Below are 23,693 nucleotides of genomic sequence, written 5' to 3'. Positions count from 1 at the left end.
GGCTATCGAAAGGTTCGCTGCCGTAGCTCAGTGGTAGAGCACTCCCTTGGTAGATTTTGCCTCGCCCGGCGGAAACGCCGGGACGTAAACCGCCCAAATTCGGGGAAGCCTTCCGTGCCCGGGACGGCACGATGGTGATCCCGAGCCAAGCCCGCCGGACCGGCGGGACGGTGTAGAGGCCAGACGGGTGGCGCCTGCGGGCCGGCAACGGCCCATGGCGAAGGGATGGTCCAGCCCACGAACGCCGCCGGGAAACCGGGGCGGCGGCGAAAGCCGTGGTGGGATGAAGGGAGAGGTCGAGAGTTCAATCCTCTCTGGCAGCACCACCTTCCCCTGTGGAAGGTCAAGGACTTGAGCGGGATCAATGGGTTGCCGGACTGCCTCTGGTACAAAGAGGTAGTACAATGGTGCTCGCGATGGCCCGCCCTTGGAAGCACCCCACGACCGGCTCCTACTACGCCCGCAAGGCCGTCCCGGCGCCCCTGCGCGAGGCGGTCGGCAAGTCCGAGCTGAAAGAATCTCTCGGCACGAAGGACCCGGCAGAGGCCCGCCAGCGGTTCCCCGATGTCATCGCCCGATTCGACCTTTTGCTGGCCTCGGCGGCGGCCCGCAGCGGGGCGCAGCAGGGCAGGCCCATGCGACTGACCCAGCGACAGCTCGCCGGTCTTGGCGGCGAGTGGCTGCGGGCCGAGCTTGCCCGACACGAAGACGATCCCGGCCAGCCCGCCGCCTGGGACGCCACCTTCGACGCGCTGTGGGACAAGCTGGACGACAACCGGGAGGCGCATCCCGGCGACCTGGACTTCACGCCGACGCCGGCCGATCTGGCGGAAGCGGAGGCGCTGATCCGGGAGCGCGGGATCGCGCCCGACACGGAGACCGTCGAACGCTTCGCCAGCGTCCTGCTGGGCGCCAAGCTGGACGTCGCCCGGATCATGGTGCGCCGGGCCGGTGGCGACTGGTCCCCTGCCCCGGAGGTGGCCCAGCGGCCCGTCTGGCAGCCCCTTGCCCCGCAGCCGCCGGCCGCGCCGGCCCTGACCGTCGCCGCCCTGGTCTCTGCCTACGAGCGGGAGAACCCGCACCAGCCGCAGCGCACCCGAGACCGCCGGGCTGCCTGTGTCCGCGCCCTGGTGGCCGCCGCCGGGCATGACGACGCCACCCGCATCGGCAAGGCCGAGATCAGGGCCTGGAAGGAAGTCCGGCTCGGCGCCGGGGTAGCGCCGAAGACGGTGGCAACGGACCTCACCATCCTGAGCCCGGCATGGTCCTACGGCATCAAGAACGGCCACCTCCCGGATGGCCCGAACCCATTCAGCGGAATGGCGCCGAAGGTGCCGAAGCGTGACGAGAACTCCCGCACCGGCTTCACGGACGAAGAGGCCGCCGCCATCCTGGCCGCCGCCCGGCATGAGACCGGCGCCCTGCGCTGGCTGCCCTGGCTGCTCGCCCTGACCGGCGCCCGGGTCGGAGAAGCCAGCGACGCGGCGAAGGAGGACGTCCGACAGGTGGATGGGGTCTGGTGCCTGGACATCCACCCCAGTCCCGGCCGGCGCCTCAAGAACGCGCATTCGCAGCGCCGGACGCCGCTGCACTCCGCGCTGATCGCCGAGGGCTTCTTGAACTACGTCGAAGGGCTGCCCGCCGGCTCCCCCCTGTTCCCCGACCTCCGCGTCGGCAAGGCCGGCACTCGCAGCGAAGCCGCCTCGACCCGCCTGAGCGAATGGCTTCGGGACAAGCTCAAGATCACGGACCGGCGGAAGGTCGGGGCGCACTCCTGGCGACACCGGATGGAGGACATGATGCGGCGCGCCCGAATACCCACGGAGGCGGCCGACGCCATCGTCGGGCACGAGAACCCGCGCAACGCCGGGTCGGGGTACGGGGACGGCTTCCGGGCGTGGCCTGGCGAGTTGGCGAAGGAACTGGAGAAGGTGGCATCGCCGTTGGGGTCGACACGTGACTGACCGGCCAGCGTGGGACGGCCAGCCGGTAGAAGGCTACCAGCCGGCGCGGTTCATCCGCTGGGCTCCAGCGAACCGGATGCAGCGGCAGGTGCTGGCCGAGTACCACGGCTGGTGGCGCCTTCGGCTTGCCCGAGGCGACACGTTGCTGGCGGTCCCGGTCGCCCGAGGGCGGGGAATACTAACCCTGGCCGGGCGCCATGTTCCTCACGCCGCGCCAAGTGACCGAGTGCCGGCACTCCCTCCCTACTGATGAAGAGGGCGGGGGAACTCCCGAGCCATGAGGAACGTGCCCGACATTCAACACGCCGGGCACGCGCCGATCACACCTCCCGCAACTCCGCGATCAACTCCTCGGCCTTCAGTAGAGCGTCCTCCTTCCGGCGCGGCGCTCGGTCCTTCGTGAAAGTCAGCACGATCCGCGCCGCCACCGCCCGGTTTTCGACGGTCTCCGCATCGCAGAGCACAACCGCCATCAGGTACTCCAGCGCCAGATGCGCGCGCTCGTCATCGCTCGGAACCTCGTTGCGCCGAAGCAGGGCCGCGAGGGCTTGGCGGGCCTTCTCCCTGGCGTCGGCGCGCTTCTCCTCCAGCTCTTCCTTCCGTCCGGACCAGCCGTCCGGCACGCCGGCACGGGTGAAGCCCCCGCGTGCATGTAACCGCTTCGCATGCTGTATCTGGCGCTCCCGGCGCGCCTGCCACTCCTCTTCGGTCTTCGGGTAGCCCTTGACGACGCCGATGTTGGCCGGGTCCCAGGGCTTTCCCTTCACGAACCCCGGCCGCCATGTCCTTGTGCGGCTACCGGCGGGCTTGCCGGTGCCGTTCGTGTTCTCGCTCATGTATTGGTCCTGTTCCTGATGCGCCCGCTGGCGCGAGGTCGCGGGTCAGGTTGCGGCTGGAAACGCCGCCGCCCGAGCTTCTACGCAACCCATTGATCCGTCGTCAGATTTCGGGTTTCCGCCCTACAGGGAGAGGAAAATGGAAACCCGTTGTCTCTGTGAGACGGGGCTGACGCCCCTGTCGAACGTCCAGAAGACCGTCAGAAAGGCGCCTCCAGCCCCACATCCGGCCCGGCCCTCCGCCCCTCATTGACCGCCGCGAAGACTTCCTTCAGCCGCGCCTCCGTGAGCCGCCCGGCGAGGATCGCCCGGCCCCGCACCTTGGACGCCTCGCCCTCGCTCCAGCCGCATGCCTTCGCGATCTCCCGCTGGCTGCTGCACTGCCCGGTCTCCAAGGCCGCCAGATAGGCCCGCACCTTGTCCCGCTCGGCCGGCTCGGCGCGCCACAGCAAGACGCCATCCGGTCCATCCACCAGCGCCACATCGCGCGGCACCAGGGTCGGGTGCGGAGCGGAGCGGAACTTGTCCCATTGGGTGGTGAAGGCCGCCCCGGTCACGCTGCCGGCGCTGTTCTCGCGGACCAGCCCCAAGATCACCTCGAAGGTCGCCGCGAGCTTGCTGGACCCTCGGTAGTTGCCGCCGTCCTTCCCCGAGTGATGCACCAGCACGCACGCCAGCCGGGCCTGCTTCAGCCGCAGCAGGAACGACAGCACGGGGTTCATCGCGCTGGCGGCGTTCTCGTCCTCCACCTCGGCCAGGGTGCTGAAGTTGTCCAGCAGCACCAGCTCGGCGCCGTGCCCCTGGGCCATCCGCAGGACCGCATCCTGTCCTTCCTCCTTCCCGATGTCGGGGAAGAGGACGTCCGCCGACTGGTCCTGCCGCGCCAGGATCAACAGGTTGCTGCCGGCCGCCTCTGCGTCCAGCCCTTCGACCGTCCCGGCGAGCACCCGAAGCCGGTCCTGCAAGTCCTCCATGGCCATCTCGCCGTCCACCAGCAGCACCCGCCGGGGCTTCTCGGCGCTCCAGCCGATGAAGGTGCCGCCGCCGGCAATGGCGAGCGCCATGGTCAGGGACAGCCATGTCTTCCCGGCCCCGGTCTGTGCCCAGAGCATCATGCTCTCGCCCTGCTTCAGGACCGGGTGCAGCAGCGGCTCGCGGGCCGGATACGGCTCGGCCAGCAAGCTCGCCAAGGTGCGCGTCTTCAAGGCGGTCCGACGGCTCCCGGCCGCCATCGTGTCGAGTGGCATCGTGTTCGTCTCCAAGAACGCCGAAGGCCCGCGCGGCGTGTTCTGCCGGCGGGCCTTCGACGGGTACTCGTGATGTTCGGTCTATGGCGGCGGTGGCGCCGCTACTGCGTTCCGGCTACGCCGCTGCTCTCACTGGACGGTCACGATGTCCGGCTTCGGCATGTCGGGGCGCCAGCTCCGCGCCTCGCTGCGCGGCAGCGCGATCAGGTTCGCCCGCCGAAGGTCCCATGGATCACCGTTGCGATACCGGACGACTTGCCCTCGGAGCAACTCGGCGCCGCCCACGATGAGCCGTGCCAGCACCGCCTTCGGCTTCGGTCCGTCCTGCCCTGCCAGCCGCCCGGCGATCCGCGCCGTGCTGATGACGAGCGCGTTGTCGCTACCGTTCGTGCTCAGGGTCCAGCACTTGCCGGCCTTGGCCGAGACGCGGTCCCAGTCCTCCCGGTCAATCAGCATGCGCGCCCCCAGCGCCGCCGCCCGACCGCCCGAAAGCTGCACCCGCAGCGCCGGCTTGCCGTCCGCCAGCACCGGCTCCACGACCGGCTCCAGCACGCGGGGCTTTGCGGGGTAGCGCCACGGCCGGCGGGTACGGCCGCCGTCCAGGGCGTCGGCTAATAACGGCTGGTCGATCACGGTATCGGTCGAAGTCATTGAGATATCTCCTAGTTCAGACATGAAGACGGCCCGCCAGCGTCATGCTGCGGGCCGTGGGGCGGGCTCGGTGGTGTCGGGCGGGCGGTCAATGCGCCGCCGCCGTGGCCGCTGGCCGGCCTATCTCTCGAAGCTCTGCGAGACGGTCGGCCGGCATCGGCTGCCAGAGCGCAAAGCGCGGCCCCTCTCGGTCGCCCTCGGTCACGGTCAGCCGGGCCATGGCGCCGAGCCGGCCCCGCAACCCGGGCCTTCCATCGGCCCCGGATACTTCGACCGGGCGGCCTGGATCGAAGCCGGCGGCTACCAGAACCCGCGCCAGCGCCAGGATCGGGGTCCGCCCCTTCGCCTCATGCTCGCCATGGACCGCCCGGCCGTCCGGCAGCAGCGTGACCGGGATCGGGCTCATGCTTCGGTTGCCTGGGCCGCGCGGGCGCGGGATCGGTGCAGCCGCGTCAAAAGGTCGCGGGCCTGCTCGGCGGCCATGTCCAGCGCCAGCCGGACCAGCACATCGTCTTCCGGCACATCGGCATCTGGGTAGGCTTCATCCAGCAGGAGGGCTAAGTCTTCGAGGTGCCCTATCGCGGCGTCCGTCAGCCGGACGGTCACGGTGAAGCCGTCCGTCCGGACGGGCACGGCGAAGTCATCCGCCGGGGCGGTCGTGTTGATGCTCATGGTGTTGTTCTCTCGGTGGTGGTGGTGACCGCGAATGCGGCCAAGCGCCGACGGCCCGCGCGCCAGGAAGGCGGCAGGCGTTCGGCGGTTTCGGTGGAGCGGGTCGGGCTGGCAGGGCCGGGCGCCCCATTATGGGTAGGCGCCTATCCGTTCCCGTAACGACCGCACTCTCCTCAAGGAGGTGCCCTGGGTGTTACAGCGCCCGAATGCGCCTCACGCCCTCCTGCCAGGAAGGCCCTTGGCGGCCTGCCGGCACTCGTGGTGCGGGCGGTGCGCGGCAGCCGCTGGCGGTCGGTGCCGACGAGCTTCCAGGACTACCCTGGCGCCGGGCGCCCCCGTCTCATGGGTGTCCAGTAGCTGTCACCGTAACGACCGCACTTCTCTCATATGGGCCGCCTTATTGGACAGGCCGTCGCGGAACAGCGGTTCGGCAGTGCCGCAGTAGTATAGATCGCGCGCGCGCCCGCTCCACTGTGAGGCATCAATCCGTCCGTGGCGCTCGGGTCGAGGGCGGGGCGGCGCCCGATCTCAGCCCCGGTCCGGCCGCCTCACGCCGCTGCCGGCCCCCGCAGGCCGCGCCCCTCGGCCGCGCTCAGGGCCGCCGTCAGCGCCTCCCCGATGCTGTCGAACGAGCCGCTCTCTTCGTTCCACGGATCGTCCACATGCAGCCGGCCATCCTCTCGCCGGTCGATGATGCTGTTGCCGATGTTCGGGTGCCGCTGAACGAACAGCCAAGCGTCCCCGCTCTCGGTCCTCTCCTCGCCCACCTCGCAGCCATGTCGGGCGGCGAACTCCAAGCCGGCCTGAAGCTCTTCCGGCGTGGTGCTCGGGCGGCGGGGCGGGAAGGTAATCACGTTGTCGGGCGCGGGGGTCTCGGCGGTAGGGTCTTGTTCAGACATGACTTTTCTTTCGTCTCGCCGGCATGCGCCGGGACGGGGTTGCGTCTTGATCCTCTCGGGTTGAAGGCCGTGCGAAAGCCCGAGACGAGTCTAATTCGGAACGGATTCGTGGAACAAGCGTCTGTGAAGCCGGAAACCGATTTTCTTCTCCAAAACCGTTCCGCTCCAGATTGAATACCAACGTCTATCGAGGTCCGGACCGGGATGACGTCCGCACTCCGGATGCCATCGCCGTGCCCTGCGCCTACTGCCCCAAGAGCCGCTGGACCTGGGAAGCCGAGAACTCGGCCCCCGAAGCGGTGCGGTAGCCCAGCGCCGCCAGCTCACGGGCGATCTCCCGCAGGCTCCGGGCCTTGCCCGTCTTGGGCGACTTCCGCGCCAGCCGGCGCGCCTCACGGACCAACTCGGGCGCCGTGTCGGCATAGCCCTTCCGCCCTTCGACCCTATGCCCGGCGGCGGTGGAAGCGCGATCCCGCGCCCCCTTGAGCTTCGAGACCAGCGCGGCCTTCTCGAACTCGGCCACGGCGCCCAGCACCTGCCGCACCAGCCGGGCGGTGGGCGTGTCGGCCGTGAAGGCGTCCGGATCGTCGACCGCGATCAGGGCCAGCCCCTCCCGCCGCAGCATGGCGTGGCCCGTCTCCTGTACGATCAGGTCCCGGGCGAAGCGGCTGGCGTTCTCCACCAGAACCGTCCCGATGCCCTGCTCTCGGGCCGCCGCCAGCAGCCGCGCGAAGCCCTCGCGCTGGTCCAGCGGGTCCGCCCCGGAGACGGCCGCGTCATGGAACTCGGCGACCAGCTCCAGGCCGGTCCGGGCGACGTACTCGGCGATGGCCTGCCGCTGGCGCGGTGCGCTGTCCCCGGCGACGTTGGTCGCAGAACTGGTCCGCAGGTACGCCAATGCCCGCCGGTCCTGTTCCGTCTTCTCTTCTCCCAATGCCTTGCTGATGCTGGCCACTTGCACCGTTCCCGTACCTTTATCTTGAGATTTGAGTACAGTAGACGGGGGCAGCGGTCAAGCTGCGGCTGCTGCGCACCGCCCTGCGGCGGCGGCCGGCGGCGCCGTTCGGGTCCCATCTGGCGACCGACCCCCACGGGGCTTCTTCCCGGGATCGACTTCAAAAACCGGGTAAAGGGTTGTTGTCGTTGTCGTTCCGCCCCCCAGGCCCCTGAAGGACCCCGCCCCCTTCCCGCCGAGGTAACGGTACTTGCGCCGGGGAGGTGGCGGGCATGGGGCGGGAAACTGCCCCACCGGCCCATTGCCGCCGGCCCACGGCCCTGGTACAAAACTGGCGTCAGCAGTCTTCGTAACCTACTGATCTTGCGCAGATTCTTCCGGAAGGGATAGTCTTCAATCCTCTCTGGCAGCACCACCTTCCCCCTTGGAAGGCCGGCCCCCCCCCTGGAAGGCCGGTGATCCGGTCACATCGCAGAACCGCGACCGACCGCTCCCTCGCTAGGAGGCGTCGTGCCGCCGGGCCGCTCGGCCATCGCGCCCGCGCGTCCTTCCTCGCGCGAATTTTGTTCACTTTCTGTTCTTTCTGGGGCTAGGCTCCCCCCATGCCCGCCGCCCGCTCCAGCGATTCCCGCCTCGCCCCCACCGGATGGCGACTCGCGCCGCCGCGGCCCCCGGGCCGGATGACCGTGCCGCCGCCCCGGCGCGGCATCCCCTTCCCGCTTCCTTGAACCCCGATCCCGCGGAGGCGGCCATGGAGACGTCACCGGCCTGTCCCGTCGCCACCACCATCGTGGACCGATTCCTCGCGCTGGTCCGGCGCGGCGTGGCGCCGGAGGACGCGCTCGCGGACGCCACCGACTACCTGCTGGCGCTGCGCCTGCCCTGTTGCGGCGTGGCCGATCCGCCGGCGGCGCGCGCGACCGTGGCCGCGGCGGTGGCCCGTCGGGCGGCGCGGCGACCGCCGCTCGACCTGCTCATCGATCTCGCCACCCCCGCCCTGCCCGCGGATTTCGACGGCGTGCCGGAGCGGCGGCGCTTCGCCGATCCGCCGTCCTTCCGGCCCGGCCATCGAGCGGGCGGCGATCCCGCCGCCGGCCCCGGGCGCGGGCCGGGCTGACGCCGGCCCCACGACGGGCCGGCCACTCGAACCGCCCGACCGGGCGCCGTCCACGCCAGGCGCTCAACCGCTCATCCGTCCCGCCGCCGCGTCGTGCCGTTCCGCCACGACCGGGAAGCCGGCCTCCGGCGCCGCCAGCCCGGCGCACAGGAAGGGCACGATCTCGGCCATCGCCGCCTCGAAGTCGCGGGAATCGCAGGCGCCGCGCGACATCATCTCGAGCCGCCCGGTGTGCAGCAGCGTGTAGCGGTAGGCGCCCATCATGAAGTAGAGGCGCCAGCACAGCGTCTCGCGCCGCAGATGCGGCAGGGCGCGGGCGAAGGCCTCCACATAGGCCAGGGTCGTCTCGTCGTAGACGGCGCTCAGCACCTCGCCGCCCAGCCCTTCCGGCTCGGTGTTCAGCCGCGCGTGCATCCGCATGGTGGCGCTGCCCTCCGGCGAGGCGCCGTTCAGCATGAAGGGCGCGACGAAGCCGCGCACCAGCTCGGCCAGCGGGATGTCGCCGCCCGGCCACGCCGCCTCGGCCGCGTCGAGATGGCGTCGGCGCGCCTCGGTGACGGGCTCGGCGCCGCGTTGGTAGGCCGCCTTGAACAGGTCCCGCTTGGAGCCGAAGTGGTAGTGCAGCTGCGCTAGGTTCACGCCCGCCGCCTGCGCGATCGCGCGGGTCGAGGTGGCCGCGTAGCCCTGCTCCGCGAACAGCGCCTGCGCCGTGTCGAGGATGCGCTCGCGCGTGGCGCCCGACCGGCCGCCCGGACTTCCCGCCGCCTGGCCCGGACTCCCCGTCGCCCGGCTGCCCGGCCGGCCCGCCCGCTCGCCGTCCGGCCCGATCCCTTCCGGGCCATGCCGCGCCGGAAAGGCGTTCTCTCTCGCATACGCCATCAAGTCGCGTCTCCAGCCCTGCCCGCCCGCCGCGACATGTCTCCGGTCGCGTGCATCCCTCCCCTTCGTCCGCCAGCACCGCTGCCGCAGGCAAGAGGAAAGACCGGGACGGCGGCGCGCCGCCCGGCCGCCGGCAGCGGAGCGCACCGCCCGGCGATCCGCCTTGACATGGAACAATCACGCGCGCGAGATTTGGTCAGGCGACCGATAAAACCAGCCCCCTATCGAACCCGAACGCCGCACCCGACACGCGCCTCCACCCGATCGTGGCGGCGCCGCCCCGGGGCCGCCGCGCGGCCGGGTCCGGCAGGCCGAGGCCGGCCGCCGCCACCAGGGCGACACGGCACCGGACGGGACGCACCCGCCGCGCCCGTCCTCCCGGTGGTCGGGAAACAGGGGGAGGAACGCGGATGCTGGAGGCGCTCGACCGGCGCACGACCCTGACCGGCAACCAGCGGCGCATCGTCGTCGCCGCCGTGCTCGGGGACATGCTCGAATTCTTCGACTACTTCCTGATCGGCTTCGTGCTCGCCTTCGTGGTCGGGCCGTGGCAGCTCACCTTCGGCCAGTCGGCGGTGATCCTGCTCTCCTCGGGCATCGGCGCCATGCTCGGCGCCGTGTTCTGGGGCCGGATGGCCGACCGCATCGGCCGCCGCCCGGTCTTCGTCGCCACCATCCTGAACTTCTCGATCGCCACCGGCGCCCTCGCCTTCACGCCCGATGGCGGCTGGCTCTGGCTCACCGCCTTCCGCTTCGTCGTCGGCTTCGGCGTGGGCGGCCTCTACTGCGTGGACCTGCCGCTGGTGCAGGAGTTCATGCCGAAGTCCAAGCGCGGCCGCATCGGCGGGCTGGTCACCTCCTTCATCCCGGTGGGCACCATGCTCGGCGCCGTGCTGGCGGCGCTGCTGGCGCCGCTGATCGGCTGGCGCGGCCTGTTCGCGGTCGGCGTGCTGCCGGCGCTGCTGGTGCTGCTGGTGCGCATGTGGGTGCCGGAATCGCCGCACTGGCTGCTGCGCCAGGGCCGGCGCGAGGAGGCGCGGCGCTCCGTCGCCTGGGCGCTGGAGGTCGATCCGCGCAGCCTGCCGCTGCCCGAGGCCCGGTCCACGCCGCCGGAGTCCGACTGGCGCGAGCTGTTCCGCCACCCGCGCAGCCTGGCCGTCTCCTGGCTGACCAACCTCGGCGGCCAGACCGGCTCCTACGGCCTCACCCTCTGGGCGCCGACGCTGTTCGTGCTGCTGCTGCACGTACCGCCGGCGCAGGCCTCCTCGCTGATGATCCTGGTCACGCTGGGCGGGCTCGCCGGGCGCTTCCTGTTCTCCTGGCTGTCGGACGGGATCGGCCGACGCGCCTCGGGCGGGCTCGCGGGCTTCGCGGGCGCGGCCTTCATCGTGCTGGCGGGCCTCTACCACAACGAGGTCCTCTTCGGCGTCTCGGCCTTCTGGCTGCTGCTGATCGCGGCCTATGTCTTCGTCGATGGCGGCTTCGCCATCATCGGCCCCTACGCGGCCGAGGTCTGGCCGGCCTCGCTGCGCACCACCGGCATGGGCTCGGCCTACGGCTTCGGCGGCATCGGCAAGATCATCGGGCCGCTGGGGCTGGCGCTGGTGGTCGGCAGTTCCAACGTCATCAAGCCCGAGGCGACGGTGGAGCAGATCGTGCCGGCCTTCCTCTACCTCGCGGGCTGGTTCGCGCTGGTGGGCGTGATGTTCCTCTTCTTCGGCATCGAGACGCGGGGCCGCTCGATCGGCGAGATCGACCGCTCGCTGACCGGCGGCGCCGCGGCGGGCGCGACGGTCGGTGTCCCTGCCGGCGCCATGGCCGTCACCGCCGAGGCGGCGCGCCCGCCGGCGGTGGGCGCGTGAGCGCCGCCGCCCCGCGGTCGGGCGCCGCTCCCGCCCGCTCCCCCGGCACGCCTTCCGGCCTGCCTCGGATCAAGCGTTCCCGGAAAGGGATGGCCCAGGCATGAACGCCCCCCTCGACCTGAAGCGTCGCGCGGAGGTGGTGGAACTCCCCTTCGCCAGCCCGGGCACCCCGCTGGCCGCCGCATCGGCCGCCCCGGCGCCGCGCGACCCGGTCGCCCTGGCCCGCGCGCTGGTGCCGCTGATCGAGGCCCACGCCCCGCGCATCGAGCAGGAGCGCGCCATCACGCCGGAGGTGCTGGACGCGCTGCACGCGGCCGGCCTGTTCCGCTGCCTGATCCCGCGCGACCAGGGCGGCGACGAGCTCGACCCGGCCACCCATGTGCGGATGATCGAGCAGCTCGCCCGCGGCGACGGCAGCGTTGCCTGGTGCGTCAACCAGGCCTCCGGCTGCTCGATGAGCGCCGCCAGCGTGTCACCCGAGGTGGCGCGCGCCGTGTGGGGCGATCCGCGCGCGGCGCTGGCCTGGGGCTTCGGCCCGGCCGGGCGGGTGCGGCCGGTCGAGGGCGGCTGGCTGGTCAGCGGCACCTGGCAATTCGCCAGCGGCAGCCGGCACGCCAACTTCCTCGGCGGCCACTGCCAGCTTCTCGACGCGGACGGCACGCCCCGGCGCGGCCCGGACGGGGCGCCGCTGGAACGCACCGCGCTGTTCCCGCGCGCGGCGGCCGAGATACGCGACGTCTGGCAGGTGATGGGCCTGCGCGGCACCGGCAGCGACACCTACGCCGTCACCGACCTGTTCGTGCCCGAGGGCTACGTGTACGACCGCGAGGCGGTGCGGACGGAGCTCGCGCCCGGCCCGCTCTACCGCTTCACCTCGACGCATCTCTACGCCGCCGGCTTCGCCGGGGTGGCGCTCGGCCTCGCCCGCGCCTCGCTGGATGCGCTGGTCGCCCTGGCGCGGAAGAAGACGCCGAGCCAGGCCGCCCGCTCGCTGCGCGACAGCCCGGTGCTGCAGGGCACCCTCGCCCAGGCCGAGGCCAGGCTGCGCGGCGCCCGCGCCGGGCTGCTGGAGGCGCTGCGCGAGGCGTGGGAGGCGACGCTGGACGCCGACGCCGTGCCGATGGACCACCGCGCCGCGATCCGCATGGCCACCACCTGGGCGATCCACGAGGCGGCGGCGGTGGTCTCGGTCTGCTGGCGCGAGGCGGGCGCCACGGCGATCTTCGAGAGCAACCCCTTCGAGCGCCGCTTCCGCGACGTGAACGCCGTGACCCAGCAATTGCAGGGACGCCTCGCGCATTTCGAGTCGGTGGGGCAGCATATGCTGGGGCTGGCGGTTCCGGCGCGCGCTCTCTGAGCGGCGTCGGCGGCAGGGCAGCGGCGCCGCCCCCACGGCGGCGGGATCCGGCGCCGCGACACGGGAAACGAGGAGACGGCCAGATGGGCCTGAACGCGCTGAACCACTACACGATCAAGCCGGTCGATCTGGAAGCCACGAAGGACTTCTACGTCGACCTGCTGGGGCTGGAGGTCGGTTACCGGCCGCCGCTCGCCTTCCCCGGCTACTGGCTCTACTGCGGCGGCAACCCGACGGTGCACCTGATCGGGCCGAAGGTGGAGGAGCTGGGCGGCCCGGCGCGCGAGCCCGGCCCCACCGGGCTGTTCGACCACATCGCCTTCTCCTGCACCGGACTCAAGGAGATGCGCGAGCGGCTCGACGCGCGCGGCGTGCGGCACGAGGTGCGGGTGATCCCGCGCGACCGGCAGACGCAGATCTTCATGCACGACCCGGACGGCGTCGCGGTGGAGCTGAACTTCCCGAGCGCCGAGACGCCGCCCGACGCGGCGACGCGGAAGGTCGAGGAGGTGGTGCAGGTGGAGAAGGTCAGGGCCTGATCCGGGCAGGGCGTGCCGGGCAGCGCCCGACACGCCCGCGCGGGAAGGGCCGCGTGGCCGCTTCCCGCGCGACACCCTGCCCGGCGAGACGACCGGCCACGCGAGGGGCCGCGCGAGGCGCTCAGTCCGCCGCCGCGCAGGGCAGCAGCAGGGCCACCGTCGTCCCCTCGCCGACACGGCTGTCGATCCGCAGCGCCCCGCCGACCTGCTCGCAGAAGCCGCGCGCCATGGACAGGCCGAGTCCGGTGCCCTGGCCGCGCGACTTGGTGGTGAAGAACGGCTCGCCGGCACGGGCCAGCACCTCGGGCGGCATGCCGACGCCGTTGTCGGTGATCGCCAGGCGCAGATGCGGGGCGCGCAGGCCGGGCTCGCGGGCTTCTTCCTCCGGCGGCACGCAGCAGGCCGAGACGCACAGCGTGCCGCCCCGGGGCATCGCGTCCCGCGCGTTGATCGCCAGGTTGAGCAGCACGAGATCGAGCTGCGAACGGTCGGCCGACACCGCCGGCAGCGCCGCCGGCGCCTCCACCACGACCCGGACCCCGGGCCCGGCGACCCGGCCGAGCAGCTCGCGCAGCCCGTCGAGCACGGCGGCGACCTCCACCGCCTCCGGCGCCGTCGCCTCCTTGCGGGCGAAGCTGAGCATGCGCCGCGCCAGCGAGATGCCGCGCTCCACCGCATCGCGCGTCATGCGCAGGATCTGGCGGGCCCGGTCCGGCTGGTGGAGCCGCGCCTCGGCCGCCGCCAGCCCGCCCATCGTCGCCTGCAGCACGTTGGCGAAGTCGTGCGCCACGCCGGCGGAGAGCTGGCCGAGCGCCTCCAGCTTCTGCGACTGGCGCAGCGCCTCCTCCAGCTCCCGCTGGCCGGTGACGTCGACGAGGCAGCCGACGCTGTGGCGGAAGCGGCCCTCGGCGTCGGTCTCGGCGCGGGCCCAGACCAGCGCCTCCAGCCTCTCGCCGGAACGGCGCAGGAAGCAGGCGGGATGCCCGCGCAGCATTCCCTCCCGCCGCATGCGCGCCCAGGTCCCCGGGAAATCGCGCCGGGCCGATTCGTCGAGGAAGTCGGTCAGCGGCCGGCCGATCACCTCCTCCTCCCCGTAGCCGAGCAGTTCCAGCCAGCGATCGCTCACGGCCAGCAGCCGGCCCTGCGGGTCCAGCGAGTGCAGCGGCGTCGGCGTCCGGCGGTAGAGGGCGCGGTAGCGCGCCTCGCTCTCGGCCAGGCCGGCATCGGCGGCGGTGACGGCGCGGCGCATCCCGATCAGCGACATGACCTGACGCGCCAGCACGGTCAGGGCGAAGACCTGCCATGACGTCAGCCCCTGCGGCCGCGGCTCCCGGTCGAGCACGCAGAGCATGCCGATCGCCACCCCGGCCGCGTCGCGCAGCGGCACGCCGGCGTAGAAGCGCAGCCGCGGTGGCCCGACGACCACGGCCATCCCGGCGAAGCGCGGATCGCGCAGGGTGTCGGGGACGACGAAGGGGGCCTCGTGATGGATCGCGTGCGCGCAGATCGAGGTGTCGAGCGGGGTCTGGCGGACACCGAGGCCGACGGCGCTCTTGAACCATTGCCGCTCGGCGTCGATCAGGCTCACCAGCGCCACGGGCGCCTCGCAGATGCCGGCGGCCAGCCTGGCGAGGTCGTCGAATTCGGGTTCCGGCGCGGTGTCCAGGATGCCGCAGGCCGCGAGCGCGGCGAGCCGTTCGGCCTCTCCGCAGCGTGGCGTGGGCGGGGGCGCGGGCGACGACGTCATGCGCGGTTCCGTACCTGTACGGATCGGGAAGAAACCCGCACCGCCCTGCCAATTTGGGCCCGTCGGCCGATCCGATCAATGCGCCGTGGCGTTATGCCGCTTGCCTGGAACAGTTGCCCAAGAGAAGTGCAGAAACGGCGGCGGCGCCCCGGCCGGCCGCGCCTCTCCCGCCTCGTGGCGAGGCGACCGGCGCCGTCGCCCCGAACCCTGCCCGGCCGCCGCCCCCGCCCGGCGCGCCTCCCTCCTGGCCCGCCGATTGCAGAAACCACTGCGGAAACGTTCCCGAAACCATGTCCCGGCGGTGCCGGCCAGCGGCTCGGGGACGGCACGTCGCGCGGATGGTGCCGGCCGCCCGCCGGCGTGCCCGGCCGGAGGGGGAAGCGAAGGCTTGGAAGGCAGCGGGATCGACAGGGAGATGCGGGAATCGCCAGGCCGTCGGCCGACCGGCGGTCACGGGACGGCGCCGCGTGGCGAGGGCGATCCGGACGGCAAACCCGGCGCCGTTCCGCGGCCGGGGGGGTGTCGCGATTGAGGATCGGAATCATCGGTGCGGGAATCGCCGGCAGCCTGCTGGCGGAGAGCCTGGCCGGGCGGCCGGGCATCGACGTGCTGGCCTTCGAGCGGGCACGCGAGGGCGAGGCCGACGCGTTGGACACCGGCTTCGGCCTCGGCCCGAACGCGCTGCGGGCGCTGCGCCTCTACCTGCCGGCGCGGCACGCGGCGCTGCGGGCGGTCTCGCTGCCGCTGCGACGCTGGACCGCCGCCCTCGCCGACGGCACGCCGCTGATGTCGCTCGACCTCGAGGCGCTGGCCGAGGAGCCCGGGCTGCGCATCGGCTGGACGGAATTCAAGGCGCAACTGCGTGCCTCGCCGGCGGCGGCGGTCCGGCACGGGCACATGCTGGAGGCGCTGGAGACGGACGGATCGGGCCGGCCGGTGCCGGTCTTCGCGAGACACGACGGGGCGCTGGTGCGGCACGGCGCCTTCGACCTGCTGATCGGGGCCGATGGGCGCTACAGCCGGCTGCGCGACCTCGCGGCGGGGGCGCCACCGCCCTCGCGCCTCGGAGTCTGCGTCTGGCGGCTGCAGGTGCCGGCCGATCGGGACTGCCCGCTGGACGATGTCGGCGAGTGGTTCAACGGCGGCAACCGGCTGCTGGGCTTCCGGCTGCCGGGCGGGCTGGCCTGCGTCACCGGCACCTTCGGGCTTCCCCCGCCCGCCACGGAGGAGAGCGGCCTGCCCGCCTGGCTGCGGAGCGCGGCGGCGCAGCGGGCCCTGTTCGTCCCGGCCGGGCGGCCGGCCTGCGCGCCGGTCGGCTGGATGCTGGACGCCCTGGCGCGGCACATGGCCACGCTCCACTGGGGCTGGGTCCGTCATGTGCCGCCGCTGCGACGGCCGGGCGAGCGCCTGCTGCTGATCGGCGACGCGGCCCACGCCATGGTGCCGACCCTCGGCCAGGGCGCCGCGCAGGCGGTGGAGGATGCGCTGATGCTCGGCGCGCTGCTGGCGCATGCGGATGCCCCCGAGGCGGTGCCCGCCCGCTTCGAGCTGTTGCGGCGGGAGCGGCTCGAATTCGCGCGCCGGCTTTCCTGGGACCTGTCCGGCACGCTGCTGCCCGGCGCCCCCGCGGCCGAGCGCACCCGCGGCGATCCGGCCGCCCTCCGGCCCGCGCTGCGCCGCCTCTACGGCGGGCCGCCCGAACCCGGGATGCTGCCGAACCTGCCGGCCGACGCGGCCTGACCCGCTGCCCCTCCCCCCGCTGCCCCTCCCCCCGGTGCACCGTTCCGGCGGCGGCCCCGACGCTCCGCCGGGGCGCGACGCGCGCTGGCGACCGGCCGACCCCGATGGCATGTCAGGCGGCCATGCCGGGCTGGCATCCCCGTTGCCTCGCCGTCCCTGCCCTGCCGATACGGAGCCCACGATGGACCTGCCGACGCTGAACGGACTGGACCGCGCCGAATTCATCGACGTCCTGGGGGGCGTGTTCGAGCACGCGCCGTGGGTGGCCGAGGCCGCCTGGACGGCGCGCCCCTTCGCCTCGGTCGATGCGCTGCACGAGGCGATGCTGGGCGCGGTGCGCGCCGCGCCGGAGGAGCGGCAGATGGCGCTGCTGCGCGGCCATCCCGAGCTGGCCGGGCAGGAGGCGCAGGAGGGCGTGCTGACCGCCGAGTCGACCGGCGAGCAGAACCGGCTGGGCTTCACGCGGCTCTCGCGCGACGAGTTCGACCTGATGCAGCGGATCAACGCCGCCTATCGCGAGAAATTCGACATGCCCTGCATCGTCGCCCTGCGACTGCACCCGACGCGGCAGTCGGTGCAGGCGGAGATGCAGCGCCGGCTCGCCCTCACACGCGACGAGGAGATCGATAACAACCTCGATCAGGTCGGCCACATCACCCGCGGCCGGCTCGACCAGATCCTCGCCGGCTGAGCCGGCCGCGCCGGCCTTCCGGTCAGGCGCGGCCCCGTCGCGGCTCCTCGCACGTCAGCACGGGCAGGTCAGCACGGGCACGTCAGCACGGGCACACCAGAACGGGCGCCACGGCACCGTCGGCGGCCGCCACGATCCCGCCGACGGACGACAGGCCGCGCCGGCGACGCCACGACGAAAGCCCGGTCGCGCGGGAACGTGGCGCGGCAGCCGGCGCCGGTCATCGTGGCCGCGTGGTACGCGTCTCGCGGGTGCCGGCCTGGCGGATCTCGGTGACCAGCCTGTCCACCGCGCCCGGCGTGATGTGCTGGCCGATCCAGCCGAGACCGGGATGCAGCAGGCAGAAGGTCACGTGCCCCGGCACCGGGCTCGGCTCGACCCACCAGCGCATCTCGTTCGAGGTGAGGACGGCGGTTCCCGGCGCCGGGTCGCCGCGGGATATCGGCGGCAGCATCGCCTCGCGGCAGGCGATCAGGCGACGGATCAGGGCGTCCACTTCGCGGCTGTCGAGATCCGGCAAGGGAGGGACCGAGGTTTCCTCTCCCGACACGCGAATCCGGACCTCGCGCCGGTCGGCTGAAACGGCGCAGATGATCCGATCGCGTGCTGCTGGCATGTTCACTCTCATTCATTTCCAGGCCGGCGGAATTCCGATTCACGCACGGAAGCACAGAGCGGCGTCGTTGGCATGCGCTCCTTCGACTTCCCGACGATTTCGATACGTGCGCGCGCATGAAAATGCAGGATGGTCGAACGTCGTTGCAGGGATATCTCACGCGTGGTTGAAGCGATCGCGAGGGGTCGAACGACACTGGTTGCATCGGCATGGCCATTGCACGCGCCAGTCCGCATGCAACCAGGATGGCGATCCGCGGGCAGGAAAGTTTCCAGACCAGCGCATCATATTCCAACGATAGCCACATCGCGTCCGGCAGGACGGAGCATGCGTCGACCACGCCTGCGCGGATGATCACCGGCATGTTCCGGCAATCGGCAGCGATGGCGTTACCGTTTCCCGGCGCGTGTCCGGGCTACTCGACGAGTCGGTTTTTCCCGGCACTGCGACCGGGCGTTTCAGGCGTCGGCCCGAATCATACGCACGCCGCCGACGTGTCGCGCGGCGCCTGCAACGCCGGTTTCGTGCATCGGATCCGCATCGCCTTCCGTTCGCGCGCCGATAGAGCATTTTCAAGCTGGCCGTACTCACCCAGCGACCCGGAAAACGCGAAAATCCAGAAGGCTGGAGCCGTTCCGGCCTGACTGTATCAGGCCGGAACGGCTCCAGCCGGCACGCCGCCCGAAGTGCCGCCTTCGATGCCAATTCCGACGGCCTGTGATTCCGGAACCGTCGAGCAGGCCGCTGCCGGTTCGCCAGGACATGCGCCGACAGGGGCCGTCGGGTGGGAGGAGGCCGGATCCACCCGTCACGTCTGTCGGGAAGCACCGTCTCTGGCGCATCGCCGACGTTTCACCGGAGGGACGACGACACAACGTCCCGAAACCGCCGGCAGCCGACCATGCGGTAGCGTTCCTGACCGATGGCGGCCAGGCCGCGGCTCCCGGCGCGTCTCAATGGCCACGCCGTCCCTGCCGAACCGCGGTCTTGACGAGCCATGCCGCCGAAGGAAGAATGAACGAACGATCGTTCATTTCGGTATTTCCATGAGAGACGGTTCCACCACCCGCGAGCGGATCCGTACCGAGGCGCTGCGGCTCTTCGTGGCGCATGGCGTGGACGCGGTCTCGATCCGGGACATCGCCGGCGCGGCCGGTTGCCGGCCGAGTGCCCTCTACGCCCATTGGCCTTCCAGGGAGGCGCTGGTGGCGGCGCTTTTCCGCGACGGCTTCACCGAGTACGCCCGGCGCCTCGCGGCCCTGGCCGATTCGCCCACCCCCTTCGCGGCCAGGCTGGAGGCGATGGTGCGGCTGATCTGCCGCCTGCACGCCGAGGACCCTGCCCGCTTCGCCTTCCTGCTGCTGACCCAGCACAGGCGGCTGCCCGCCATCGCGGCCGATGCGGACAACCCCATCGAGGTGCTGCAACGCGCCATCGCCGACGCCATGCGGGATGGGGAGCTGCCCGCGGGCGATGCCGCGCTGGTCACCTCGGCGGTGGTCGGCATCCTGGTGCAGGCCGCGACCTTCCACCTGTATGGCCGCCTCGCCGCCCCGCCGGAGGCGCTGGCCGATCCGCTGGTGGCGCTCTGCCTCGTCGCGGCCGGCCTCGCGCCCGCCGCAGGCGCCGGCGACGGCACCGACACCGACACAGGGGCCGCCCCGCGACACGAACCCCGGACGATGCCGCGCCGGCAGACCGAGGATACCCCGTCATGACCCCCTCCCCCTCCCTGCTGCGCACGCGCCGCTTCCTGCCGCTGCTGGTGACGCAGACGCTGGGCGCGCTGAACGACAACCTGTTCAAGAACGCGCTGGTGGTGCTGACGCTGTTCCAGGCCGCCCAGGGAGGGGCGGTGCTGGTGGCGGCGGCGGGCGGCGTGTTCATCCTGCCCTACGTGCTGTTCTCCTCGATCGCCGGCCAGCTCGCCGACCGCAGCGAGAAGTCCCGGCTGATCCGCCGGCTGAAATGGCTGGAGCTGGGCCTGATGGTGCTGGCGGTCGCGGGCTTCCTGAGCGGCAGCCTGCCGCTGCTCTTCGCCGTGCTGTTCGGCCTCGGCGTGCAGGCCACCTTCTTCTCGCCGCTCAAGTACGGGATCCTGCCGGACCACCTGGCGGAATCCGAGCTGGTCGCCGGCAACGGGCTGATCGAGGCCGGCACCTTCCTCGGCATCCTGGCCGGCACCATCGTCGGCGGCGCGCTGGTCCTGCTGCCGGGCGGGCGCGAGGCGGTCTCGGTGGCGGGGCTGCTGGTGGCGGTGGCCGGGCTGGTCGCCGCGATGCGCATCCCGCCGGCACCGGCCGCCGATCCGACTCTGCGCCTCGGCTGGAACCTGCCGCGCGAGACCTGGGGGCTGCTGCGGACCGCGCGGGAGAACCGGCCGGTCTGGCTCGCCATCCTCGCCATCGGCTGGTTCTGGACCATCGGCGCCACGGTGCTCTCGGTGTTCCCGGTGATCGCGCGCGACACGCTGGCCGCCGACGGCCATGTGGTGACGCTGTTCCTGACGCTGTTCGCGCTCGGCGTCGGCATCGGCTCGACGCTCTGCGCGCGGCTGCTGGGCGGCGAGATCTCGGCACGCTACGTGCCCTTCGCCGCACTCGGCATCTCGCTCGCCGCCTGGGACTTCGCGCGCACCGCGGCCGGGGCGACGGGGCTGCACGACGTGGCGGCGATGCTGGGCTCGGCCGTGGGCTGGCGGCTGCTGCTCGACCTCGCCCTGCTCGGCGCCTGCGGCGGCATCTACTCCGTGCCGCTCTACACCATCATGCAGGAGCGTTCCGCGCCGGCACTGCGCTCGCGCATGATCGCCTGCAACAACGTGATGAACGCCTTCTGCATGGTGGTCGGCGCGGCGGCGGTGGCGGGGCTGGCGGCGGCCGGCATCGGCCCCACCGGCACGCTGCTGATCGCGGCCGCCATCAACACGCTGGTCGCGTTCTGGATCGTCGCCGTGATGCCGCGCGACACGGTGCGGATGGTGCTGCGCGTCTACTTCCGCCTGTTCCACCGCGTCGAGGTGCGCGGGCTTGAACACTACCGCGCCGCCGGCGAGCGCGTGGTGATCGTCGCCAACCACATGAGCTTCTTCGATGGCTGCCTGCTCGGCGCCTTCCTGCCCGACGACCCGGCCTTCGTGGTGGACACGCACGTGGCCCGCAAGTGGTGGGCGCGGCCGCTGCTCTCGCTGATCGAGACCTTCGAGGTCGATCCCGCCAGCCCGCTCGCGCTCAGGCACATGGTCCGCCGCGTGCGCGAGGGCGGGAAGCTCGCGATCTTCCCGGAGGGGCGCATCACCCGCACCGGCGCGCTGATGAAGGTGTACGAGGGCGCCGCGGTGGTCGCCGACCGCACCGGCGCCTCGCTGCTGCCGGTGCGCCTCGACGGGCCGCAATTCACCCCGCTCGGCCGCATGCGCGGCATCCTGCGGCTGCGCTGGTTCCCCCGACTGGTGCTGCGCTTCGGCCCGCCGGTGCGGCCCGAGGTCGATCCGGCGCTGGTCGGACGCCCCCGGCGACGCGCGCTGGGCCGGGTGATGGACGCGATCATGGTCGATGCCGCCTTCGCCGCGGCGAACCTCGACCGTACGCTGTTCGGCGCGCTGCTGGACGCGCGCGCGCGCTTCGGCGGCCGGCATGCCGTGCTGGACGACCTGGATCGCGCGCCGATCGGCTTCGACCGGCTGGTGCTGGGCAGCGCCGTGCTGGGGCGCCGACTCGCGGCGATCACCGCGCCCGGCGAACGCGTGGGGCTGCTGCTGCCCAACGCCAAGGGCACGGTCGTCACCTTCATGGCGTTGCAGGCGCAGGCGCGCGTGCCGGCGATGCTGAACGTCTCGGCGGGGGCGGAGGCGCTGCTCTCCGCCTGCGCGACGGCCGAGCTGCGCACCGTGCTGTGCTCGCGCCGCTTCGTGGAGAAGGGCAGGCTGGGGCCGCTGGTCGAGCGGCTTTCCGGCGCGGTGCGCTTCGTCTGGCTGGAGGATCTGCGGGCGGGGATCGGCACGGCCGACAAGCTGCGCGGCATGCTCGACGCCTGGCGCGCGCGCCGGCTGCCGGGTGCGCGCGGCGACGCCGACGCGGCCGCCGTGGTGCTGTTCACCAGCGGCTCGGAAGGCCGGCCGAAGGGCGTGGTGCTCAGCCACCGCAACATCCTGGCCAATTGCGCGCAGCTCGAGGCGGTGCTCGACTTCAACCCGTCCGACCGGGTGGTGAACGCGATGCCGCTGTTCCACTCCTTCGGGCTGACCGGCGGCACGCTGCTGCCGCTGCTGAACGGCGTGCCGGCCTTCCTCTACCCCTCGCCGCTGCACTACCGCGTGCTGCCGGAGATCATCTACGGCGAGGACGCGACCATCCTGTTCGGCACCGACACCTTCCTCAACGGCTGGGCACGGCACGCCGACAGCTACGACTTCCGCGCCGTGCGGCAGATCTTCGCCGGCGCCGAGCGGCTGCGCGAGGAGACGCGCCGCCTGTTCGCCGACCGCTTCGGCAAGGGCATCCTGGAGGGCTACGGCGCGACGGAAACGTCGCCGGTGATCGCGATCAACACGCCCAAGGCGGCGAAGGCCGGCACGGTTGGCCGGCTGCTGCCGGGGATCGAGGCGCGGCTGGAGGCGGTGCCCGGAATCGAGGAAGGCGGCCGGCTGGTGGTGCACGGCCCCAACGTGATGCTGGGCTATCTGCGCCCCGAGGCGCCCGGCACGCTGGAGCCGCCGCCGGGCGGCTGGTACGACACGGGCGACATCGTCTCGATCGACGCCGAGGGCTTCGTGCGCATCCTCGGCCGCGCCAAGCGCTTCGCCAAGATCGCGGGCGAGATGGTGAGCATGGCCGCGGCCGAGGCGCTGGCCGGCGAGGTCTGGCCGGAGGCGCTGCACGCCGTGGTCTCGCTGCCCGATGCGCGCAAGGGCGAGCGGCTGCTGCTGATGACCACGCAGCGCGACGCCACGCCGGCGGCGCTGCTGGCCCGGGCACGGGAGCGAGGCGTGCCGGAGCTTGGCGTGCCGCGCGAGGTGCGGGTGATCGAGCGGATGCCGCTGCTCGGGACCGGCAAGACCGACTACCCGGCCGTGCAGCGCCTGGCCGGCGAGACGGTGGCGGCGCCGGCGTGAGGCGGGATGGCCGAGCGGGAATGGCGGCGGACGGGTCGCCGGTGGACCCGTGCCCGGCGGCGGGCCATCGCGTCGGAACGGGCAGCCGGCGTGTCCCCTCGCCCCGGCGTGCCGCCATGTCGTGATCACGCATTCGCGAGCCGGTCGGCGGCGGTGATCCGGCCGTGCGGGATGATGTTGAAGCCGGCGCGATGGAGGGAGACGTTCCCATGCTGCGCCTGCGTATTGACGGTGATGTGCCGGAGGAACGCGCCGAGGGGATCCGGCGCGCGCTGATGCTGGTCGCCTCGGTCACCGCCGTGACCTTCGACTGCGACCTGGGCGAGGTCGTGGTGCACGGTGACCCCGACGAGCACCTCGTGCTGGTCACCCTGGCGACGGAAGGCATCGCGGCGCGTCCGGTGCATGAGGCCCCCCGGCATCCGGATTTCCGGGCGGGGCTGGGGCGACGGCCGGCGGAGTAGCCGGGCTCGCGCGGCGAGGGCCCCGCCCGCGCGCGGTAGACGTGATCAACGTGTTGTCCGGGGTGCGCATGGCCTCGCCCCGCCCGCGCGCGCGGTACGCGCGCGGTAGACGTGGCCGTGGCGGCGGGCTACTAAGCCGCGGCCCACGCCGCCTCCGCCCCGGGGGCTGCCCATTCGGGCCAGCCAGGCCTTGTCCCGTTCGTCTAGAGGCCTAGGACACCGCCCTTTCACGGCGGCGACACGGGTTCGAATCCCGTACGGGACGCCATTCCTGAAAATCCTTTGTTTTCAAGGCAGTTAGAGGTGCCTTCCCCCTAGGCTTTACCCCCAAGCGTAGGTAGGCG

The 23,693-nt window shown here is 72.4% G+C and carries 21 protein-coding genes and 1 tRNA gene; 12 read left to right on the top strand and 10 right to left on the bottom strand.

The genetic code is table 11. The annotated features are described in order from the left end of the window. The first annotated feature begins 404 nt into the window (after positions 1-404). Positions 405-1,964 (top strand): site-specific integrase, encoded by a 1,560-nt coding sequence (locus M0638_RS07265; protein ID WP_248666299.1) that lies wholly within the window; start codon positions 405-407, stop codon positions 1,962-1,964. Positions 1,965-2,284: 320 nt separating this feature from the next. On the opposite strand, the gene M0638_RS07260 is transcribed toward M0638_RS07265, so the two are convergent. From M0638_RS07260 to M0638_RS07230, 7 genes are all read right to left on the bottom strand, one after another. Beyond that, positions 2,285-2,800 carry a hypothetical protein gene (locus tag M0638_RS07260; RefSeq protein WP_248666298.1) on the bottom strand — a complete coding sequence of 172 codons (516 nt, stop codon included), beginning with the start codon at positions 2,798-2,800 and terminating at the stop codon, positions 2,285-2,287. Positions 2,801-3,000: 200 nt separating this feature from the next. Beyond that, a complete protein-coding gene (locus tag M0638_RS07255) occupies positions 3,001-4,047 on the bottom strand; it encodes an AAA family ATPase (RefSeq protein ID WP_248666297.1) in 1,047 nt (348 codons plus the stop codon). A 129-nt stretch (positions 4,048-4,176) separates the two neighbouring features. After that, on the bottom strand, positions 4,177-4,698 hold the full coding sequence (locus tag M0638_RS07250; RefSeq protein ID WP_248666296.1) for a hypothetical protein: 522 nt from the start codon (positions 4,696-4,698) through the stop codon (positions 4,177-4,179). An 88-nt stretch (positions 4,699-4,786) separates the two neighbouring features. Further along, positions 4,787-5,104 carry a hypothetical protein gene (locus M0638_RS07245; RefSeq protein ID WP_248666295.1) on the bottom strand — a complete coding sequence of 106 codons (318 nt, stop codon included), beginning with the start codon at positions 5,102-5,104 and terminating at the stop codon, positions 4,787-4,789. Next, entirely contained in the window at positions 5,101-5,370 is a 270-nt protein-coding gene (locus M0638_RS07240) for a hypothetical protein (protein WP_248666294.1), read from the bottom strand. Before M0638_RS07240 ends, M0638_RS07245 begins: the two co-directional genes overlap by 4 nt. A 548-nt stretch (positions 5,371-5,918) precedes the next feature. Then, positions 5,919-6,269 (bottom strand): hypothetical protein, encoded by a 351-nt coding sequence (locus tag M0638_RS07235; protein ID WP_248666293.1) that lies wholly within the window; start codon positions 6,267-6,269, stop codon positions 5,919-5,921. Positions 6,270-6,513: 244 nt separating this feature from the next. After that, entirely contained in the window at positions 6,514-7,224 is a 711-nt protein-coding gene (locus M0638_RS07230) for a recombinase family protein (protein WP_248666292.1), read from the bottom strand. 751 nt (positions 7,225-7,975) lie between these two features. Here M0638_RS07230 and M0638_RS07225 point away from each other — a divergent pair. Next, positions 7,976-8,341 carry a hypothetical protein gene (locus M0638_RS07225; protein ID WP_248666291.1) on the top strand — a complete coding sequence of 122 codons (366 nt, stop codon included), beginning with the start codon at positions 7,976-7,978 and terminating at the stop codon, positions 8,339-8,341. A 63-nt stretch (positions 8,342-8,404) separates the two neighbouring features. On the opposite strand, the gene M0638_RS07220 is transcribed toward M0638_RS07225, so the two are convergent. Beyond that, positions 8,405-9,220 (bottom strand): TetR/AcrR family transcriptional regulator, encoded by an 816-nt coding sequence (locus M0638_RS07220; protein ID WP_248666290.1) that lies wholly within the window; start codon positions 9,218-9,220, stop codon positions 8,405-8,407. A gap of 410 nt (positions 9,221-9,630) precedes the next feature. Between M0638_RS07220 and M0638_RS07215 the strand changes: the two genes are divergently transcribed. From M0638_RS07215 to M0638_RS07205, 3 genes are all read left to right on the top strand, one after another. Further along, a complete protein-coding gene (locus M0638_RS07215) occupies positions 9,631-11,082 on the top strand; it encodes an MFS transporter (protein WP_248666289.1) in 1,452 nt (483 codons plus the stop codon). A 100-nt stretch (positions 11,083-11,182) separates the two neighbouring features. Then, complete coding sequence (locus M0638_RS07210; RefSeq protein ID WP_248666288.1) at positions 11,183-12,439, top strand: acyl-CoA dehydrogenase family protein; 1,257 nt, start codon at positions 11,183-11,185, stop codon at positions 12,437-12,439. Positions 12,440-12,522: 83 nt separating this feature from the next. Next, entirely contained in the window at positions 12,523-12,978 is a 456-nt protein-coding gene (locus tag M0638_RS07205) for a VOC family protein (RefSeq protein WP_248666287.1), read from the top strand. A gap of 121 nt (positions 12,979-13,099) precedes the next feature. Here the strand turns inward: M0638_RS07205 and M0638_RS07200 are convergent, their stop codons facing one another. After that, positions 13,100-14,725 (bottom strand): ATP-binding protein, encoded by a 1,626-nt coding sequence (locus M0638_RS07200; RefSeq protein ID WP_248666286.1) that lies wholly within the window; start codon positions 14,723-14,725, stop codon positions 13,100-13,102. Positions 14,726-15,253: 528 nt separating this feature from the next. Here M0638_RS07200 and M0638_RS07195 point away from each other — a divergent pair. After that, positions 15,254-16,465, top strand: coding sequence for an FAD-dependent oxidoreductase (locus M0638_RS07195; RefSeq protein ID WP_248666285.1), 1,212 nt, complete (start codon positions 15,254-15,256; stop codon positions 16,463-16,465). Positions 16,466-16,646: 181 nt separating this feature from the next. Then, positions 16,647-17,156: a 2-oxo-4-hydroxy-4-carboxy-5-ureidoimidazoline decarboxylase gene (uraD, locus tag M0638_RS07190; protein WP_248666284.1), complete on the top strand. Its 510-nt coding sequence runs from the start codon at positions 16,647-16,649 to the stop codon at positions 17,154-17,156. Between the two features lie 220 nt (positions 17,157-17,376). Here uraD and M0638_RS07185 read toward each other — a convergent pair whose 3' ends face one another. Beyond that, entirely contained in the window at positions 17,377-17,676 is a 300-nt protein-coding gene (locus tag M0638_RS07185) for a hypothetical protein (protein WP_248666283.1), read from the bottom strand. Between the two features lie 341 nt (positions 17,677-18,017). On the opposite strand from M0638_RS07185, the gene M0638_RS07180 reads away from it, so the two are divergent. The 5 genes from M0638_RS07180 (at position 18,018) to M0638_RS07160 (ending at position 23,617) form a co-directional block, all read left to right on the top strand. Next, positions 18,018-18,416 (top strand): hypothetical protein, encoded by a 399-nt coding sequence (locus M0638_RS07180; RefSeq protein ID WP_248666282.1) that lies wholly within the window; start codon positions 18,018-18,020, stop codon positions 18,414-18,416. 402 nt (positions 18,417-18,818) lie between these two features. Continuing rightward, entirely contained in the window at positions 18,819-19,490 is a 672-nt protein-coding gene (locus M0638_RS07175; RefSeq protein ID WP_248666281.1) for a TetR/AcrR family transcriptional regulator, read from the top strand. Continuing rightward, positions 19,487-22,885, top strand: coding sequence for an acyl-[ACP]--phospholipid O-acyltransferase (locus tag M0638_RS07170; protein WP_248666280.1), 3,399 nt, complete (start codon positions 19,487-19,489; stop codon positions 22,883-22,885). The genes M0638_RS07175 and M0638_RS07170 overlap by 4 nt, the downstream gene beginning before the upstream one ends. Before the next feature lie 209 nt (positions 22,886-23,094). Then, complete coding sequence (locus M0638_RS07165; RefSeq protein WP_248666279.1) at positions 23,095-23,349, top strand: hypothetical protein; 255 nt, start codon at positions 23,095-23,097, stop codon at positions 23,347-23,349. A gap of 192 nt (positions 23,350-23,541) precedes the next feature. Then, positions 23,542-23,617, top strand: a tRNA-Glu gene (locus M0638_RS07160). The last annotated feature ends 76 nt before the right edge of the window (positions 23,618-23,693 follow it).

Origin of the sequence: Roseomonas acroporae (assembly GCF_023223525.1) — a bacterium.
Classification (GTDB): Bacteria; Pseudomonadota; Alphaproteobacteria; order Acetobacterales; family Acetobacteraceae; genus Roseomonas_E; species Roseomonas_E acroporae.
Note: the sequence above shows the minus strand (reverse complement) of the source record. Positions and strands in the feature narration are given on the sequence as shown.